At 45.0% G+C, this 19181-nt stretch carries 18 protein-coding genes; 11 read left to right on the top strand and 7 right to left on the bottom strand.

Annotated elements, in window-relative coordinates:
- The first annotated feature begins 39 nt into the window (after positions 1-39).
- From ITG12_RS21845 to ITG12_RS21820, 6 genes are read left to right on the top strand one after another with little or no spacing between them, the layout of a single operon-like run.
- Positions 40-483: a PTS sugar transporter subunit IIA gene (locus ITG12_RS21845; protein WP_005425097.1), complete on the top strand. Its 444-nt coding sequence runs from the start codon at positions 40-42 to the stop codon at positions 481-483.
- Positions 484-495: 12 nt separating this feature from the next.
- Complete coding sequence (locus ITG12_RS21840; protein ID WP_102848030.1) at positions 496-1917, top strand: PTS mannitol transporter subunit IICB; 1422 nt, start codon at positions 496-498, stop codon at positions 1915-1917.
- A gap of 47 nt (positions 1918-1964) precedes the next feature.
- Positions 1965-3236, top strand: a complete 1272-nt coding sequence (locus tag ITG12_RS21835) for a zinc-binding dehydrogenase (protein WP_038875473.1) — start codon at positions 1965-1967, stop codon at positions 3234-3236.
- A 59-nt stretch (positions 3237-3295) separates the two neighbouring features.
- Positions 3296-3814 carry an MltR family transcriptional regulator gene (locus ITG12_RS21830; protein ID WP_038875471.1) on the top strand — a complete coding sequence of 173 codons (519 nt, stop codon included), beginning with the start codon at positions 3296-3298 and terminating at the stop codon, positions 3812-3814.
- A gap of 9 nt (positions 3815-3823) precedes the next feature.
- Positions 3824-4558 carry a nucleoside/nucleotide kinase family protein gene (locus ITG12_RS21825; protein ID WP_038875469.1) on the top strand — a complete coding sequence of 245 codons (735 nt, stop codon included), beginning with the start codon at positions 3824-3826 and terminating at the stop codon, positions 4556-4558.
- Between the two features lie 26 nt (positions 4559-4584).
- On the top strand, positions 4585-5331 hold the full coding sequence (locus tag ITG12_RS21820; protein WP_038875467.1) for a phosphatase: 747 nt from the start codon (positions 4585-4587) through the stop codon (positions 5329-5331).
- 86 nt (positions 5332-5417) lie between these two features.
- Here ITG12_RS21820 and ITG12_RS21815 read toward each other — a convergent pair whose 3' ends face one another.
- Both ITG12_RS21815 and ITG12_RS21810 read right to left on the bottom strand, forming a co-directional pair.
- Complete coding sequence (locus ITG12_RS21815) at positions 5418-6170, bottom strand: hypothetical protein (protein WP_081634900.1); 753 nt, start codon at positions 6168-6170, stop codon at positions 5418-5420.
- Between the two features lie 87 nt (positions 6171-6257).
- Positions 6258-6593, bottom strand: a complete 336-nt coding sequence (locus ITG12_RS21810) for a helix-turn-helix transcriptional regulator (protein WP_038875463.1) — start codon at positions 6591-6593, stop codon at positions 6258-6260.
- A gap of 140 nt (positions 6594-6733) precedes the next feature.
- Between ITG12_RS21810 and ITG12_RS21805 the strand changes: the two genes are divergently transcribed.
- The 3 genes from ITG12_RS21805 to ITG12_RS21795 all read left to right on the top strand — a co-directional run bounded on the left by ITG12_RS21805 (position 6734) and on the right by ITG12_RS21795 (position 9482).
- Positions 6734-7045, top strand: coding sequence for a hypothetical protein (locus ITG12_RS21805; protein WP_038875460.1), 312 nt, complete (start codon positions 6734-6736; stop codon positions 7043-7045).
- 718 nt (positions 7046-7763) lie between these two features.
- Positions 7764-8921: an aromatic amino acid transport family protein gene (locus ITG12_RS21800; protein ID WP_038875458.1), complete on the top strand. Its 1158-nt coding sequence runs from the start codon at positions 7764-7766 to the stop codon at positions 8919-8921.
- 237 nt (positions 8922-9158) lie between these two features.
- The gene (locus ITG12_RS21795) at positions 9159-9482 is read left to right on the top strand and encodes a hypothetical protein (RefSeq protein WP_038875455.1); all 324 of its coding nucleotides are present in this window, start codon (positions 9159-9161) and stop codon (positions 9480-9482) included.
- 80 nt (positions 9483-9562) lie between these two features.
- On the opposite strand, the gene ITG12_RS21790 is transcribed toward ITG12_RS21795, so the two are convergent.
- The 4 genes from ITG12_RS21790 to ITG12_RS21775 form a co-directional block, all read right to left on the bottom strand.
- Positions 9563-11434 (bottom strand): methyl-accepting chemotaxis protein, encoded by a 1872-nt coding sequence (locus ITG12_RS21790; RefSeq protein ID WP_038875452.1) that lies wholly within the window; start codon positions 11432-11434, stop codon positions 9563-9565.
- 453 nt (positions 11435-11887) lie between these two features.
- Positions 11888-13252, bottom strand: coding sequence for a YjiH family protein (locus ITG12_RS21785; RefSeq protein ID WP_038865286.1), 1365 nt, complete (start codon positions 13250-13252; stop codon positions 11888-11890).
- Between the two features lie 471 nt (positions 13253-13723).
- Positions 13724-14395: a YoaK family protein gene (locus ITG12_RS21780; protein WP_038865287.1), complete on the bottom strand. Its 672-nt coding sequence runs from the start codon at positions 14393-14395 to the stop codon at positions 13724-13726.
- Between the two features lie 164 nt (positions 14396-14559).
- A complete protein-coding gene (locus ITG12_RS21775) occupies positions 14560-14961 on the bottom strand; it encodes a GFA family protein (protein WP_038875449.1) in 402 nt (133 codons plus the stop codon).
- A gap of 149 nt (positions 14962-15110) precedes the next feature.
- On the opposite strand from ITG12_RS21775, the gene ITG12_RS21770 reads away from it, so the two are divergent.
- Both ITG12_RS21770 and ITG12_RS21765 read left to right on the top strand, forming a co-directional pair.
- Positions 15111-15740 (top strand): hypothetical protein, encoded by a 630-nt coding sequence (locus tag ITG12_RS21770; protein ID WP_038875447.1) that lies wholly within the window; start codon positions 15111-15113, stop codon positions 15738-15740.
- A 123-nt stretch (positions 15741-15863) separates the two neighbouring features.
- Positions 15864-17150 (top strand): peptidoglycan DD-metalloendopeptidase family protein, encoded by a 1287-nt coding sequence (locus tag ITG12_RS21765; protein WP_038865290.1) that lies wholly within the window; start codon positions 15864-15866, stop codon positions 17148-17150.
- 35 nt (positions 17151-17185) lie between these two features.
- Here ITG12_RS21765 and ITG12_RS21760 read toward each other — a convergent pair whose 3' ends face one another.
- The gene (locus ITG12_RS21760; RefSeq protein ID WP_038875444.1) at positions 17186-19006 is read right to left on the bottom strand and encodes a bifunctional diguanylate cyclase/phosphodiesterase; all 1821 of its coding nucleotides are present in this window, start codon (positions 19004-19006) and stop codon (positions 17186-17188) included.
- Positions 19007-19181: the final 175 nt, after the last annotated feature.

The raw sequence follows: 19181 nt of genomic DNA, 5'->3' as shown, positions 1-19181 counted from the left end.
ATTAACCCATCGATACCGAACTGTTGATAGGGTTTAAAAATGCTGTATGAATTAATCGACCACGAACTAGTAGATGTTATTAATGACCGCGCTTACCAATGGCAAGACGCAGTTAAAAAGACAACGCAATACCTAGAAGACAAAGGTTACGTTTCTCAGCAATACGCGGATGCCATCATCCAATCGACCGAAGAAAATGGTCCTTACTATGTGTTGTGTCCTGGACTGGCGATGCCACATGCTCGCCCAGAAACCGGTGTCCTAAAAACGGGCTTGGGCATTCATATTTTCCCTTCACCAGTTGATTTTGGTTCGGACCTTGGTCCTGCCAACATTCTTATTACCCTAGCTGCAAAAGACTCTGATACCCACATTGAGGTGATTCAAGCGCTGAGCGAGATGTTTGTGGACGAAGAGAACATTGCAAAACTGGCACAAGCTTCATCTAAGGAACAAGTGCTAGACATAATAAAAGCATACTAAAAGGAACATAACGTGAAAGCAAACATGCGAGCCAATGTGCAAGCCTTCGGGGGTCATTTGACCGCTATGGTGCTGCCAAATATCGGAGCCTTCATCGCTTGGGGCTTTATTACTGCACTCTTTATCCCAACAGGTTGGATGCCAAACGAAGCGTTTGGGGAACTTGTTGGTCCAATGATCACTTACTTATTACCACTGTTGATCGGTTATACCGGCGGTCAGATTGTTGGTGATAAACGCGGCGCGGTAGCCGGTGCCATCGGTACCATGGGTGTTATCGTTGGTGCGGACATCCCAATGTTTGTTGGCGCGATGATCATGGGCCCACTCAGTGCTTGGGTTGTGGTGCAAATGGATAAGCGAATCCAACACCGCATTCCTTCTGGTTTTGAGATGGTGGTGAACAACTTCTCACTAGGTATTGTGGGCATGATCCTGTGCCTGTTCGCCTACGAGATTGTTGGCCCAGCAGTAACAGCGGCAAACTTGTTTGTGAAATCAGGCATCGAAGCCTTGGTGGCGACGGGATTCCTTCCTTTGCTTGCGATCATCAACGAGCCAGCGAAAGTGCTGTTCCTAAACAACGCTATCGACCAAGGTATTTATTACCCACTAGGTCTGCAAGCGGCCGCTGAAACAGGTAAATCAATCTTCTTTATGGTGGCATCTAACCCAGGTCCGGGTCTTGGTATGCTGCTGGCTTACGCGAAGTTTGGTCAGGGTCTGTCCAAACGTTCTGCGCCAAGTGCCATCATCATTCACTTCTTCGGTGGTATTCATGAGCTGTACTTCCCGTACGTGTTAATGAAGCCAATCATGATCTTGGCAATGATTGCGGGTGCAGCGACAGGTATCGCAACCTTTAACTTACTTGATGCAGGTTTGGTTGCAGGTCCAAGTCCAGGTTCAATCTTCTCTTACCTAGCACTGACTCCGAAAGGCAGCTTCCTAGCGACCATCGCAGGCGTCACAACTGCAACGATTGTTTCGTTCCTTGTCGCAAGTGCGATTCTGAAGATGAGCAAAGCAGAAGACAAAGAAGACGAGTTTGAACAGTCTGTCTCTGATATGAAAGACATGAAAGCGGAAGGCACAATCAAACCAGTTGCTGCTGCAACACAAGAAGTAAACAAACCAATTGCATTTGTCGCATTCGCTTGTGATGCGGGTATGGGCTCAAGTGCGATGGGTGCTTCAACCTTCAAACGCAAGTTAGTTCAAGCCGGGATTGATATTGAAGTGAAGAACTTCGCCATCGAAAAAGTCCCAAGTGAAGCCGACATTGTCGTGACACACGAAAGCTTAGAAAGTCGAGCCATTAAAGCAACAGGCTTGCCGGTGGTAACGATTAAGAACTTCCTCAATGACCCAGCGCTCAATGAGCTGATGGATACGATTAAGCAACAAGCGGTCGCGACTGAGCAACCAGCCTAACAATGCAGTATGGGGTGGCACCTACCGCCCCATTTAGGAGAGAAATCATGGTACAAACAACGGCAGCGGTTATCTGTGGCGAGAAAGACGTTCAACTAAGAACCTTTGATTTGCCAAGCATTTCAGCCGATGAACTTCTGGTTAAAAACATTTCAAACAGCATTTGCCTGTCCACTTACAAAGCGGCATTGTTAGGTAGTAAACACAAACGCGTACCTGAGAACATCGATGAAGTGCCAGTGATGACGGGTCATGAATACGCAGGTGTGATTGTTGAAGTCGGTGAGAACCTAAAAGACCAATACAAAGCAGGCGATTACTTTGTTCTACAACCAGCAATGGGTTTGCCTACTGGTTACTCGGCGGGTTACAGCTACGAAACCTTTGGCGGCAACGCAACGTATTCCATCATTCCTAAAATTGCTATCGACTTAGGCTGTGTACTGCCTTACCACGGTGACTACTTTGCAGATGCGTCTTTGGCTGAGCCAATGTCATGCATCATCGGTGCTTACCATGCGAGTTACCACACTACGCAATACGTGTACGAGCACGATATGGGCATCAAAGAGGGCGGAGCATTAGCGCTACTTGCGTGTGCTGGCCCAATGGGCATTGGCGCGATTGACTACGCGATTAACGGACCTGTGAAGCCAAAACTGATTGTGGTGACAGACATCGACGCTGCGCGCTTAGACCGAGCAGAGTGCTTAATCCCGGTTGAAAAAGCAAAAGAACAAGGCGTCGAACTGCATTACGTCAATACAGCTCAAGTCGATGATCCTGTGACTTATCTGAAAGCGCTGAACGATGGCAAAGGCTACGACGACGTGATGGTGTATGCAGCGGTATCGCAGGTGCTAGAACAAGCCGATGAGCTGTTGGGCAACGATGGCTGCTTGAACTTCTTCGCAGGCCCTACCGATAAAAAATTCAAAGTACCGTTTAACTTCTACAACGTGCATTACGAATCAACGCACATTGTTGGCACATCTGGTGGCTCGACCGGTGATATGGTGGAATCTATCGACTTGTCTTCACAAGGTAAGATCAATCCATCGTTCATGATCACCCATGTTGGTGGTCTGCAAGCTGCGCCACATACGATTCTGAATCAGCTCGATATCCCGGGTGGTAAGAAGTTGATTTACCCACACATTGACCTGCCGTTGACCGCGATTGATGATTTCTTATCGTTGGCAGACCAAGACCCGTTCTTCGCCGAATTAGACGCAATTTTGAACGCGAATAACTATGTGTGGAACGCACATGCAGAAAAAGCGTTACTTGAGTTTTATGACGTGAGCTTAACGGTTTAGTTGCAACGAATTTGTGTGGTAGCCTTTGCGCTGCCACATAATGGAGAGGTCATAATACGTTGTCACGTGAAGACGAATTACTGGAGAAACTGGACGAGTGCGAAAATGCGACTGCGTTTCTTCAGGTTTCTAACAAAATAATTAACCTCAAGTTAAAAGCATTACTTCCGAGTGTGTTCGTCCAAGACGACCTTGTGAAGGAGTATGCTGTGGAACCTTTATTGAAAGAAGATGGTCCGTTGGTGACGACCGATGTGGTATCGAAGCTGATGTTTGCGATGGGCAAAATCTCTTTGGAAACTTACGCCGATATCGGATTGTACGATCAGGTCTTGGAGTACGTGGTTAGCCAACCGGAGAAAGTCGAATTCGCGGATGACGTGATTTACGACTTCATCAAAAACCAAGCGGTACTCTCTTCTCAGCAAGACAGCTTTTATCTTGAGTCGATCAATCAGCTTAAGTTCTCTTCGTTTGAGTCCTTTTCGCAAATGAGATACGAATCTCTCATCAAAACAGTGTTGAAGCTGTCGTGTGAAATGTTGATAGAAAGAATCGAAGGGGAGATCAATCAATAAGGGTTCACCATGAAAGTGAATTTAAACGTCAGCGGTTTTGAAACCGAAGCTACCTTTCCCGATGCCGACGTAAAGCGAATCCATCAACCTCTTATCGAAAAGTTTACCCGTCTATATCATGAGAAACAGGAACGCATTGTCGTGTTCTTGTGTGCCCCTCCAGGCAGCGGTAAGTCGACCCTTGCTGCGTTCTGGGAACACCTCTCTGAGCAAGATGAAAGCCAAGAGCCACTTCAGGTTCTACCTTTTGATGGTTTTCACTACCCGAATGAAATCCTCGACAGCAACACCATTGAACGTAATGGCGACATTGTTCCTCTGCGCAGCATTAAAGGCTCTTACGAGACGTTCAATCTCACCGAGCTTATCGATAAGCTGAAACAGCTTAAAGTGAAAGACAGCAAATGGCCTTACTACGACCGCAACCTGCATGATCCGGTTGATGATGCCATTCAGGTTAACCGCAATATTGTTGTCGTCGAGGGCAACTGGCTGCTGCTTGATGAACCAGTATGGAAAGAACTACATCGCTTGGCTGATTTTACGGTGTTTATTGATACTCAAGCGGAGTTTCTACAAGAGCGTTTAGTCAATCGTAAGATTCGTGGCGGCACAGACCCAGAAGCCGCCTTGGAGTTCTACTTGCGTTCAGATGCGGTCAACGTTGATAAAGTGTTGAATCATTCGATTCCTGCTGACTTATCGCTGTTTCTCAATCAAAACGGTTCGTTCGAAATTCGATAGTTCGTCCACAATCCCAGGAGGTCACCATGGATATCGTGATTGATAGCCACACCCATACTATTGCCAGTGGACATGCTTACAGCACCATTTTAGAGAACGCATTGTCTGCTAAGAATAAGGGGCTAAAACTTCTTTGTACCACCGATCATGCTCCCGAGATGCCAGGAGCCCCTCACTACTGGTATTTCAACAATCAAAGAATTTTGCCCCGCTTTTTACACGATGTAGGTATTCTCCGTGGCGTAGAAGCCAACACGCTGAATGTGAAAGGGGAGATAGACTTACCACCGTCCTCTGACCAACATCTTGATTGGGTGATTGCGAGTTTTCATGAACCCGTATTCAAGCCCGCAACCGAAGCTGAGCATACCACCGCTCTGATAAATGCGATTAAAAGCGGCAGAGTGGATGTTCTTGGTCACCTAGGTAACCCAAATTACCCATTCGATATGGAGCAGGTGCTGCGCTGTGCTAAAGAGTACAATGTTGCAATTGAAGTTAACAATACATCTCTGACAGGCAAAAGCCGCAAGGGCAGTGATTCCCGTTGTGATCGCATTGTCGAGCTGGGTAAAGAAATTGGCGTTTACTTCAGTACAGGGTCGGATGCTCACTTCTGTGAAGAGATCTCCAAGTTAGACTTAGCAATTGCTTTGCTGGAAAAACATGGTGTGGAAGAAGAGAAGATACTCACTACATCGACGAGCCGATTCTTGAACTTCTTATTGCTGAGAGGTAAGGCGAGGATTCCAGAGTTCGAAGCGCTCTATTGAAAAGCGAGCGACTCAAACTGCTATCTACAAAGAAACATAAACCCGCGGTGTGCGGGTTTAATTCGCTTAGGGGTACACATAAAGCACTACAACGGTGATTCTACGACAACAAACTTACGTTCGGCTCTGAGTGGCGCAAACCAAGTATTTTTGTATTTGAAATAGCTCTGTCCGTCGACGACGACCGTTTCTTTCGTGTGAGGCAGTGAATCTACGATCTCTCCGAGTTTGTATGGGCTAGGCTCAGGTTTTGTCGCCGGAACAACGTGCGTGACTCGCGGCGTATTCGAACTTGGCGAAGAAGACACAATTTGCCCTGACGATGACGCATAGTTTGACGACGTTGAAGAAGACGTCGTGATGGTGTTTCCATTCACAATCGTGTAGTTGCCACTTGGCGGGTAACGGACGTAATCATAGCGGTCTCCATTCCTGCGGTAATACGAGTCTTGAACGATTGCATAGGTGATGCCGGCAAAGATGGCGAAGGTCGCTATGCCAACGAGATCGCTATGATAATAGTAATAACGTCCGCGATAGGGTGGATACCAATACCCCGGTCTCACATAGATAAACGACGAATGATAGCGCGGTGGCTTAACGACGTAAGGTGGTCGGTGGTAATAGGGTGGCCTGTAGTAGGGCGGACGGTAATAAGGTGGCCGATTATAGTGGGGTGGCTTGATGGGCCTATGAGGGCGATTAACTGGTCGCAAATCGTGTTTATTGCCCGGCTGCGTGATCGGCTTTACCGCGGGTTTCACTTGCGGTTGTGCAGACAGACTTGTTGCTCCCAGCAAGCAGAGAATGGCGGTGATCATGACCCAGATGCTTCTCATAATGCTTTCCCCCATGGTTGGAGTACCGAAGCTCTAATCTTTAAGTTTAGTTCACCTTAGCTTTGTTAAGGGCCTGAGTCTAGAGCACTACTTTTTGTTATCGTTTTTCTGTTGCTCTAGCACTAAAAAAATTAGCTTGGTCAGTAAAGATTGTGCTTCTGGAGACAGTAACCTTGCTGCAGAGGCAACATCTTCTGATGAGATATTACTGACACCTCTTGCATCCAGAGCGATATCCAGATCCGTTAAGTTGAGAGTTCGTAAAATCGAACGGTATTGGGATAGTTTCAAATCCGACTCGCCTCTCTCTATTCTCTGATAGGTTTTTTCGCTCATCCCCGCAACTTTTGCCATTTGTTCACGCGACATCCCTTTCTCTTTTCGTCGAGTAATCAGCACTTCAATCAGTGGGTCTACATGCATAAGAGCTCCTTAAAGGACAGTTTTGTCCTGAAGCACGCAATAAACGGACCAGTTTAACCACCCCGTATTTACCCAAATTGATATAGCGATAAGAATGACGTTCCACAAAAAATTTACGTAATTTCAGTTAGTTTCAGAAAATGGAAAAACATCAGATTTATAAATCAATTTCTGGCAAGGTAGGCATTCGCAAAATGCAATGCGTTTTAGAACAACTGCTTGCTGAGATTCGTAATCGCAGCTGCGATATTCGATTGGACGTAACCTGGCTCACACGTGAATCGCAGAAACGACTAATGAAGTACAAAGAGCTCTTCTTGCATCGAGGTTATATTGAGCAAGCAGAATTGGAGCAAACCTATGAGAACCTGAGTCCGATGGAGCGTTCAGTGGCGGATATGGGCATTGCAGCCATGACATACATTATTGATGCGTTGGATAACGAACTCTGATTCTTAGGCGACATAGTAGGTAAGCGGATATGTGCGCAAAATCATCAATTGTGCTTAGGGGACATAAAGGAATCTAATAGAAAGGATATAAATGCTGGGGAACCACTCCCAGCATTCAGAACACTCATTTACCAAAAGCTTCGAACCGTAAATCAGTGTTTAGAGGTATGTGAACCGAATCGTGTCGGTACGTAGCGAATAATAACGATATTGCTGAATCTAGGCTATGTTCTGCGATTCTAATGCCTTCCAACAAAGTGTACATTTTCATGTACACCTCAAAAATGAGCTTGAACGCTCAAGTTCCATTCGCCAAGACAACAAAAGGCTAAATAACAAGCTACTTTGCAACATATCCGTTGCAATTACCGATAGTTGTTAAAATATATGGCTATAAGATGGAGCTTTTGCTTTTCAATCGTCCTATTTATGCCTTACAATCCTCTCGAACCAAATCCATTTAGCAGAGAATGGGATTGACGAAAAAGGATGTGCTGATTTTGCTTCGAACCCAAAATAAGACGTTCCGTGAATCAAAACTCTGCTCGGAAATGATTCCCCTTACACACAAATGCGCTTGCAGAGTCGAACCTGCGTGTGTTGTTTTTTGTGATCTGAATTTCAGTGACGTAAGGCGGGGACATTTCTGTTGATCGCGTTTCTAACCAAAACCGCGATAAGTGATAACTAAAACGGATTAAATTTAGAGGTATTAACCGTGAACCTAAAACTTGTCGGCAGCTCCCTGATCGTTGCAGGTACTGCTCTTGGCGCTGGTATGCTTGCTATACCAATGGTGCTTGCTCAATTCGGCCTCCTTTGGGGCACTCTTCTTATGCTGTTCATCTGGGCGGGTACAACTTACGCTGCACTTCTTCTGTTGGAAGCAAGCTGTAAAGTAGGTGGTGGCGTTAGCATGAACGCGATTGCTCGTGAAACCCTTGGTAAAGGCGGTCAGTTTGTAACGAATGGTCTTCTTTACGCCTTACTTGTGTGTTTGTTAATGGCTTACATCATTGGTGCTGGCGATCTTGTACAGAAAGTCACTGCATCAATGGGCATTCCTGTTTCTACTATTTCGAGCCAAGTTGGCTTTACTGTTCTTGTCGGTCTTATTGTATCAGCAGGTACAGGTGTCGTTGATAAACTCAACCGTGGCTTGTTTATCGGTATGATTGTCGCTCTGATTCTGACGCTTTTCTCCCTTGCTCCAAACGTATCGTTTGAAGGTCTAAGTGAAGTAGTGAACGCCGACAAAATGGCACTGATCAAGCAAAGCTCAGTTCTTTTCACAAGCTTTGGCTTCATGGTCGTGATTCCTTCTTTGGTGACTTACAACAAAGAAGCGAGTAAAAACCAACTGCGCAACATGATCATTGTGGGCTCGACGATCCCTCTTGTGTGTTACCTACTGTGGTTGTTTGCAGTCGTGGGTAACTTGCCACCACACGAACTTATCCAGTTCTCAAACGTGTCTGAGTTGATCTCTGTTCTTGGTCAGCAGTACACAGGTCTTGAGTTCATTCTTTCTATGTTTACTGGTTTGGCACTGCTGACGTCTTTCTTGGGTGTGGCAATGGCGCTTTACGACCAAAATGCAGACCTTCTAAAAGCAAGTAAGCCAGTGGTATTCGTGACTACGTTTATTCTGCCGTTGCTTGGCGCGGTATTTGCTCCAGAGCACTTCTTAGCGATCCTCAGCTACGCAGGCATCATCCTTGTATTCCTAGCGGTGTTTGTTCCGCTATCGATGACCATGAAAGTGCGTCGTGTACCTGTAGAAGACAACAGTGTGTACGAAGCTGGTGGCGGTGCGATGGGTATGAGCATGATCTTCCTATTCGGTTGTTTCTTGCTGTTCGCTCAAGCGGTATAAATCGACTCTACGAACAAACAGCAATTGAATTTAGAAAGCCGCTTGTCCATCACTGGGCAAGCGGCTTTTTTGTGCGGAATTGTTAGTGCTGCATCAGCTGCGTGTATGGCCTGACCGTTGCCTGATAAATCGTGATGATATTTGACCTTGAGGTGAAACTGTCTCGCCACAGGCTGACATGGCTTGCAACCACGCTCTTTATGATGACTAACAAGTTATAAAGTAAAGGGGAACCGAGTGTCGAAGCGATTTTCTTTCACAGTCGTTGGAATGATGCTTTCTTTGGGGATGTTCAGTGCTGAAGCAATCGCACACCCTAAACATCACCACAAACACGGACATCATCACGGGCATCACCACCATCATCATAAGCACAAACATAAGCATAAACACAAAAAGGTTGTGGTGGTGAAGCACAAGCGACCGAAGCATCACTACTACCATTACAAACACATTCCACCACGTAGCACCTATATTCAGATTGGCAATTTTACCTACCTAAAAGTGGATGACTTTTTTTACAAGCGCTCGAAAGATCGCTATATACATGTGGTCTTGTAAGCAAGCAAAAAAACAGCGAGCACTTTGGCTCGCTGTTTTGCTATTGCTTGGTGAAGATTGTGGTTCGTTAAGAGGAGAGGCTATACCGTGAATCGGTTTAAAATCTCATCTTGCTTACGAACGTCGTCATGCTGTGCTTGCATGGCTTCATTAGTGCGGTTTGCTGAGTCAGCAACTTGAGTCGATAAATCTTTTATGTTGACTGTGTTGTTGTTGATTTCTTCGGCAACCAAGCTTTGTTCTTCGGCAGCGGAGGCGATTTGCAGGTTCATGTCTGAGATGCGTTGGATTGCATCACGAATACGTTGTAATGCGCCATTCGCAAATTCAGCTTTCTCGACGGCCTCTACGGCACTAGATTTGCTTTGATGCATTGCGCTTGCAACAGAAGATGCACCCGATTGAAGCTGTTCAATCATGCTGCGAATTTCTGTAGTAGATTCTTGCGTGCGCTGTGCCAGTGTTCGAACTTCATCCGCAACAACGGCAAAGCCACGACCAGACTCTCCCGCACGTGCAGCTTCAATCGCTGCGTTTAGTGCCAGTAGGTTAGTTTGGTCTGCGATGTCGTTAATCACTTTAAGAATCGTCTCGATGTTTGCTGTCGCCGACTCAAGACCTTGCACCTCTTCGACCGCTTGGTCGATGCTGTCTGAAAGCAGGTTGATCGTTTCAGTCGATTCATTTACAACGGAAGATCCTTGCACGGTCGCATCGTCCGCTTCTTTAGCCGCACTTGCTGCACCCTGCGCATTGTTAGCGACTTCTGTCGCCGTCACTGACATCTCGTGCATTGCTGTTGCGAGTTGCTCAAGTTCTTGCAGCTGAGTCTGAATCGCTACGGCGGAATCTTTCGCTCCTTCTGCGGTGATTTGCGTACCACTTAAGATCTGATCAGAAATGCTTTTCGATTCGATGATTTGATGCTGCAAGTTCTCCATAAAGGTATTGAAGCCTTTTGCGAGCTCAGAGAATTCTTGGTCAGTATTGGTGTCCAAACGTTGAGTCAAATCGCCTTTGCCTGAGGCAACCGCTTGGATGGCACTGTTCAGCTCATCAAGAGGGCGCATTAAGGTGCGGATAAGAAGAGTAAGCGCGATAATTGATGCAATTACGGCAATCAAAGAGTAAATAATGGCGCTGTTACGTAGAGTATCGATTGCTGAGTAAGCAATGCTTTCATCAACAACCGCGCCCACATACCAGTTCTCACTCGGAATGTGAGTTAGGCTGAGCATATACTTGTCGCCGTTCATCTCGATATGTTGAGCACCTGACGTTAGCTCGACTTGTGGGAGGTAGCTAGATAGCTTTTCACCGTTGTACTTTGCTTCTGGGTGGGCAATTGTTGTGCCGTCAGCGGTCACAAGGAATAAGTAACCCGCATCGAATAGGTTTACTTGGTTGACTAAGTCAGAAAGGGTTGTTAGCTCCAAATCATAGAACATGGCTGCTAAAAACTGGCCAGCTTCGCGAACTGGGGTACCGATAGAGATGATCACTTTCTTAGAAGAAACATCCACGTAGGGATCGGTGACGACAAGCTTACCTTGTGCTTTTGCTGAGACAAACCAAGGACGAACTCGAGGATCGTAATCAGGTGTCGCTTCCCAGTTGTCATCGTTCTCAATCACGAAACCGTTATTGTCGTACGCGTAACCGATTGCCAAGAAGCTTGATTTTGGCATTGGCTTTTCAAGCACTTCTTTCACGTAGTCGTGATCAGTTGGATTAATTTCTAGAATCTCGGTCATGGATTGAGCGAGTTCTTTCTTTGCACTTATTTCAGATTCTACCGTGTTCCCCACACTAGATAGGATCTCACTCACGCTCGTGTCGATGTTTTCTTCGATCTGCGAACGAATGGTCATAACTTGTTGTGTCGACAGCAATGCCACAGTCACAAGCAATAAAATTGAGGAGGCGGTGACAACTTTATGTCTGAATTTCATACTTTCCCTCTCGAGTCTCCCGGCTGGTTTACTCTGCTTGTACCTCTTATTTATTGGGTACATTCGGCAGAAGTGAACACATTATTGTGTTTGTAATTTTGTTATCGACAGATATGTCAGAAACCTGAAGGCGATTTGTTTAATTTCTTAACAATTGCCAGATCGTGTTCAAAAGTTGTGAGATTGATCTTCTTTGTAAGACTTCGTCATTAAACTGTTAAAAACATAAGAATAGTATCATTGAGCCTTATATAAACAAGTCTGACGAGATTGTTTTTCTCATTTAAATTAATGAATTTAAAGTGATATTTATAACTTTGTGTTGAAAGTTAGATATCTTTATATTGATTCTTGTCAGGAAGGGGGAGCGAAGTTGGAACGGAAATAACAAAGGTGAACGACAAATACAAAAAAGGCCCCGACAATGCGGAGCCTTTGTTAAAAAATGCGATTTTAGAAAATCAGATGAGCAACACCGGCAATAACAGGAAGCGTAATCAACGTACGTAGAATGAAGATAACGAACAGCTCCACGATGTTTACCGGAATCTTACTGCCTAGAAGCAGTGCACCTACTTCTGACATGTAGATAAGCTGAGTTACTGACATCGCTGCAATCACGAAGCGCGTCATTTCATTATCAATTGAAGCCGCTAGGATCGCTGGAATAAACATGTCTGCAAAACCCACTACAATCGTTTGAGACGCAGCCGCTGCTTCCGGAATGTGCAGTAGTTCTAGGTAAGGGATAAATGGCTGGCCTAGGATTTCGAATACCGATGTGTATTCAGCAATAATCAATGCCATTGTACCTAGACCCATAACGACAGGAAGTACGCCAAAGACCATGTCGATTGCGTTATGTACGCCTTCTTTAAATACCGACTGTACAGAAGTCACTTGGCCAGCGCGTTTTAGCGCAAGGTCCATACCCCAAGAGAAAGTTGTGTGACCTGCAGGTACTGCGTCTGCGTCTTTCTTAGGCTCGCTGCCATCCATGTAGCGGTCTTTCTTTAGACTCAATGGCGGTAGGCGAGGAATGATGATAGCCGCGATAACACCTGCTAAACAGATTGCGCCGTAGAAAGGCAGGAATAGATGTTCTAATTGAACCTGAGCAAGAACAACCAAACTGAACGTGATAGATACTGCAGAGAAAGTTGTACCTACAACTGCGGCTTCACGCTGGGTGTAGAAGTTGTTTTCGTACTGTTTGCTTGTCAGTAGGATACCCACACTGCCGTCGCCTAACCAAGAAGCCATACAGTCGATTGCACTGCGACCTGGAAGGTTAAATACCGGACGCATCACTTTACTTAGTAGCGCACCGAATAGCTCAAGCAGACCAAAGTTGAGCAGTAGAGGAAGCAGTAGACCTGCAAAAATGAATACTGCAAACAGTGTTGGTAGAAGACCAGTCAGAACTAAACCGCCAGTATTCTCTTCCCAGATCGCTTCAGGACCCACTTGGAAGAACGTCATCAGAACCGCTGCACCACCAAATAGTCGAACGATTAACCAAAGTGGGGAAGGGTTAAATAGACCGTTTAAGAAACCATTACGTAGGATTGCTGCTGGCTTAAAAATTTTGCAAAGAACAGAAGCTAGAGCCATGAAAGCGACAATTGCCGTTACGATAGCAATTAAGGTATCGCCAAGAACTGCAGGAATGACTTTTGCCATTACCGCGACAGGAATTGTCAGGCCACCATCGTAAGAAATTGGTGCCATGAAAAGTAGAAGACCGATTAGGGATGGGATGAAGAACATCCAAAAGTTGCCCTTAGGTGCTTCAGCAGCATTGGTGTTGTTATGCATGTTTTGTCTCGTGTTACTACTAGTCAATACTCGCCATATTCCATGACATAAATATTCACTAAACATCCGTATTTAATCACAGTGTGCGGAGGTTACCCGCAAACTGCATCCATTGCAATACTATTCATTAAATACATCTAGTTATTCAGCCGTTTTTATGGTCAAACTGTACTTAACTAGAATCTTGTATATGAATTTGTTGCCTGTGTTAGAAAATTGTAGCACGTGAGCCGCTGTTAACAGACTATGATGAAGCACAGTGTGACTCGAGCAATAAAAAGCCTAGCAAATGTGATTAGGATCTCAAGGCGATCACGATGTTTTCTGTTAGTAGTACTACTCAATTTATGGATTTGAAGGATAAAACACTGGTTACGATCAGCCAGTGGCGTCTTTCAAGTAAAAGATAAATATGAAGAAAAGAATAAGAGGAGACGGTTTAAGGCAAATGCTTAAACCGCCACAATCGCATTAAGCAGTTTGTTTACGACTAATAAGGAAAAGATAACTCCAGTAAGCGATAGCAATGATGAAAGCTAAAATCGCTGGGAACGCTAATGCATAAAGCTCAAACGAATTAAACAGCATTGCTCCGGCAGTGCCACCTAACAAAAAGCCGAAGAAGATAAAGATAAACAGCTTGGCTTTACGACGGTCAAATTGGCGACCACGCAAGCTTTCACCAATCATAATGCCGAGATCGGTAATAATTCCGGTCATGTGTGTTGTTCGAACCACTGCTCCACTGAAGGTGGTGATCATAGCGTTCTGCAAGCCGCACGCAGCAGAAGCAAGATACTGACCATAAACATTGCCTTGAACTAGGAAGCCTAAGCTGAGAAGTAACAGGCTGCCTTCAATACAGAGTGCAACGCCGTAGCGACGACCGAGTTTAAGTGCACTGCTTTCGATAAAGAACCCACTAAACGCTGAACCAATCAAAAAGCTAAATACGATGAAGAGCAGGTGAATAGTGCTGTCCGCATCGGTTAATAAGCTGTTCCCTAGCTGAGTTACGGTTCCGGAAAGATGTGTTATCGCTTGATGTTGAAAGCCTAGGAGACCCACGGCATTGACGCAGCCTGCGAGAAGAGCAAGCAAAAACGCGCCATATTCCACCCAACGAGGAAGTCTGGAAATCACAATAAAACCTCACCAAATGTTAGGGGCAGATTATAGCGCTCATAGCGCGGAACGAAAGTACTTCTGCGAAAACTCGGTTGATCATTCTCAATAAAATCTCAACTTTTGTTGAATGCTTTTCTTGAATTTAGATTGTTTAGTGCCATGTTTGTTGAAAGAGATGCTTAGCTAATGTGTTCCATAGTGCAATCAAAGCTCACCCAGCCGTGCTTTCGTTGCTCATAAATAGAGACAGTAGGCTCTGGAAACTCCTTATCGTTAAATAACCCCATAGGAATCACGGCGTACTCGGGAGCATCTGATAGCTTCAAACGCATTGTCGTGCCGCATGCTGGACAGAATTCGTATTGAACTTGATGACCTGAGTCAGCAACACGAGTATAGCTAGTGACATCACCATCGAGGATGACTTGGTCTCTGTTGAAGCGGGCTTGAACGCCGAATACACTTCCCGTGCGTTTTTGGCACTCAAAGCAATGACAGACGGAAGTACGAATAGGTTCTGCGGTGCAGCGCAGTTGAACTAGACCACAGGCGCATTCACAAGAGTGGGTGATTTTTGTCATCGTTGTCCCCAATTGGTTGCTCATCAAACAGTTTAGTTTAATTTTGAAACACTTGAGTCAAATCGAACGAGTAGGCGTTGAGGTCTTCATGGGTGAATTGGTATATACTTCGAGCATAATTAAGAGAACAAAAACACAAGGAAGTCTTCATGGCTCGTAAAAGAATCTTACCCATTCCTCTCATTCTTCTTATCCCGATTGTTTTGCTTGCTGTTGTGATCATCGCTGGTATATATCGCTTCAGTCTCTCAGATGATGAGATCATGGCGAAATTCCCCCAAGTGCAGACTCAATCCAACCCAATCGTTGAAGAGGTATTGGGCATTCAGTCACGAAACCCATGGACTGTCCAAGTCCCAGAGCAAGGGGCGGTCACTTTCTTGCAAGAGTGGGACAAAGAGCATAGCTACTTAAAAGGGGATTATGATGCTGGTGCGACGAAAGGCTCTGTGCTTGTACCGACTGATTTTATTGCTAAGCGAGAGATTGGTAAGACTACATGGGTTGCCGCACCAGTGATTGTGACGACACAAGGTTCAGGGGCATTTTATTACCTGGGCTTGTTTAAGTTCGACCCCGTACCAAGTCGTGTTGTACTGATCAATAGTGTGTTTGTTGGTGATCGAATTCAAATGTCGAAACTCGAATGGAAAGACGACAAACACATATCATTGTCTTACTTAGAACACGGTGAAGATCAAGCGATGGCAGAACAACCAGAACAATTGATATCGAAGACACTCAAGCGTGTAGGTAATGACCTACATATGCAACAGTAATGATTTTTTTTGTCTTCTGTAAAAAATAAGTGTTTTCTGCGCTAGATCTCGTAATTACCTAGTGATTTCTTATGCGGGAATGCATAAGCTATGAGCCTTGTTATAAAGGAGATAGTAATTCCCGTGTCTACAAATGAAATTACAACAAGACGGTTGCCGAATCTGACAAGTCGTAAAGCGCTACTGTTGTACTCCTTGCCAGTATTAGTTGCGATTGGTGTTTCCAACTCTCTCAAAGAGTCTTCCCTTACCAAAACCATCGCTTTAAACCTGCCAGAGTCGCAGGTTGTTGAAAAAATTCTTGATGCGAAGACAGCTGTTGTTGTCACGCCACCCAATTTTGAATATCAAATCCAAGCAGGTGATAACCTGAGTACCATCTTCAGTCAATTAGGCCTCGGCTACAGTTCGCTGATGAAAGTGATGGAAACGGATTTAAACTTCCTTGCCCTTGATACGTTAAAACCTGGTAACACACTGCGTTTTTGGCGTGATGAATCGACGGGTGAACTCGATAAAATGGAGCTGCAATTCTCTATTGCAGACAAAGTGGTTTATCAACGCAATAGCGATGGTAGCTACGACTTCTCTGATATTTCCATTCCAGGTGTATGGCACCAAGAGCCTCTTGTTGGTGTTATTCAAGGTAGCTTCTCTTCTTCTGCAAATCGTTTGGGTTTAAGCTCAGCTGAAATCAGCCAAGTGGTTAACCTGCTAAAAGAGCAAGTGAACTTCGGTAAAGATTTGCGTGCAGGCGATCGTTTTGAAGTTGTGCGTCGCTCTCAAAGTATTGATGGCGTATCGACGGGTAAAAACGAAATTGAAGCGATTAAGATCTACAACCGTGGCCGTGAAGTGACGGCTTACCTTCATACTGATGGACAGTTCTACAATGCGAAAGGTGAAAGCCTACAGCGTGCCTTCCAACGATACCCTGTTAGCCGCAGCTGGCGTATTAGTTCTGGCTTTAACCCGAACCGCCTACACCCAGTAACCGGCCGCGTTGCTCCTCACAATGGTACCGACTGGGCTGTGCCTATTGGTACTCCTGTAGAAGCGACAGGTGATGGTACGGTGATCATGACACGTAAACACCCTTATGCGGGTAACTATGTGGTGATTGAGCATGGCAGTAAATATAAAACGCGCTATCTGCACTTGAGCAAAATTCTGGTTAAGAAAGGCCAGAAAGTCTCACGTGGACAGCGTATCGGTCTATCCGGTAAAACGGGTCGTGTGACTGGTCCGCACCTTCATTACGAATTGATTGAATATGGTCGTCCGGTGAACGCAATGCGCGCTAATATCCCGATGGCAAGTTCGGTTCCGAAGAAAGAGATGGCAACGTTTGTAGCGAATCGGAATGAAATGGATAAGCTACTTAAAGACAAAGAGAAAGCCGTTCTCTAATTGAATAAAAAAGACCAAACATTGTTTGGTCTTTTTTATGCGCTTTTTACTTGTTTGTCATTGATGATCGAAACCAGTTCTTCGACGCTGTGTGGTCGGGAATAGAAGTATCCTTGAATATGATGACAGCCCATCTCAATCAGCTTCTGCAATGCTCGATCGTCTTCGACCCCTTCTGCAATCAAGTCGACGTCGAGTAATTGTGCCAATTGTGCAATCAGTAAAACCACTTGCTCTGATGTGGTATTAGCGAGCATGTTGCGAACAAACGTTGCATCGATTTTAATGCTATCAATCGGGTAGTTATGGATGTAGTTTAAACTCGAATAACCCGTGCCAAAATCGTCGAGTGCGACTTTGAATCCAAGGTATCTAAGTGAGTTTAAAACCATCTGTTCTCTGCCACTTTGTGATAACAGAACCGTCTCCGTGAGCTCTATAACAAAGTCTGAAGCTTGATGATTGTATTTCTCCAATACTCTAGTTAAGTAGTTTATATAGCGATTGGAATCGACCAGCTCATAAGCAGAACAATTAACCGACAGCTTTACGGTGTAACCCAACTCTCTTTCGAGCTTTTGTTTTGCTCGGCAGGCTAGCTCAACGATGCGTTCGCCTAGTTCAATGATCAAACCGGATTGTTCAGCAGCCTCGATAAATTCGACTGGGGAGACGCTGCCATAAGTACTGCTTTTCCAACGCGCCAATATTTCAAAGTAGTCCCAACGGTCACTGGTGATATCGACAATAGGTTGAACCACAACATAGAGTTCTTCGTTTTCATCGATGCTCAAGCGTAATTGGTCTCGCAATGCTTCTATCAATTGTGTTTGACGGTGGTACAACGCGCTTAAATGCGTGTCATAGTGCTGAATTCGCGTATCACGATGCTTTTTACAGTCTTTTAGCGCCAAACTCGCGTTAAGTATCAAGTCATCGCTATTGAGCATGTGGACAGGGGCACGAGCTATACCAATGCTAACTGTGAAAGATATGCGATTGGATTTGTCGACATAGCCTGATTCTATCTTGTCCAAAATTTCCTGACATACCGCAACGGGATCTTCATCGTAAGTAATGAAGGCAAACTCATCACCTGCAACACGAAAAGCATTATTCGGAGAGGTGAGACTTTGTTGTATGGCATTGGCTGTAAACTTGATGATCTGGTCACCGATGTAATTGCCGTTAATGTCATTGATGGATTTAAAGTTATCGATGTCTAGGTAGGCAAGACTAAAAGGACGGCTAGCGAGTTGCGTTAAGGTTTCAAGTGTATCCGCTAGGCAACTTCGGTTGAGTAGGCCGGTTAAGTTGTCGTGTGAAACCTCATAACTCAGCTGGTTTAGAAGTTTGTCTGACCGTTCACTTATCCATTTTTCACGTAGGCTATGGATAATGACGTTAGAAAAAAAGCGGTGATGCTCAATGATGTTTTTTGCTTCTGATTCTCCAACCGCTCGGGTAAAGGTTGAGAGCAAAATCCCTAGCACCTCTCCAGCATGGGTTTTTAAGGGCAGTCCAATATAAGCTTGGATACCAGCATCTTGAAACATTTGGTCTTCAGGAAAGAGGCGGTAGACCTCTTCTTGATAGAAGATGATTTCACCAATGTCTTGTGCCACTTTTTCACAAGGTGTACCGGCGAGCCCGTAACTGATGTTATCAGTAATGGTTCCGTCACTCGAATGAGAAAGCGTAACCGCGCAATGCTGGAGATGCGCTATCTCAACCACACATGTACAGTGGCTTTGAAATTGCTGATGAAGATCCAGCGTTACTCTATTGAGCAGAGCGCTGCCGTTCAAATTCAGAATTTCATCAATTACTTGGATACTAATTTGTTCATGATCCATTGAAGGCTTCACCCGACGTTGTCATTAACCGTATCGTGTTTCTTTTGGTTTTGTTACACGATCATTTCTCATTTAATCGATATGCATCACGTTAACTATTGTTTACTTCGTGTGATTTTTCAAATTCTGATGGCTCAAGAAAGGTATTTTTCAACTATTGGGTTAGGAGGAATTG

Origin of the sequence: Vibrio sp. ED002 (assembly GCF_023277445.1) — a bacterium.
Classification (GTDB): Bacteria; Pseudomonadota; Gammaproteobacteria; order Enterobacterales; family Vibrionaceae; genus Vibrio; species Vibrio jasicida.
This window is presented reverse-complemented; position numbering and strand designations above follow the sequence as displayed.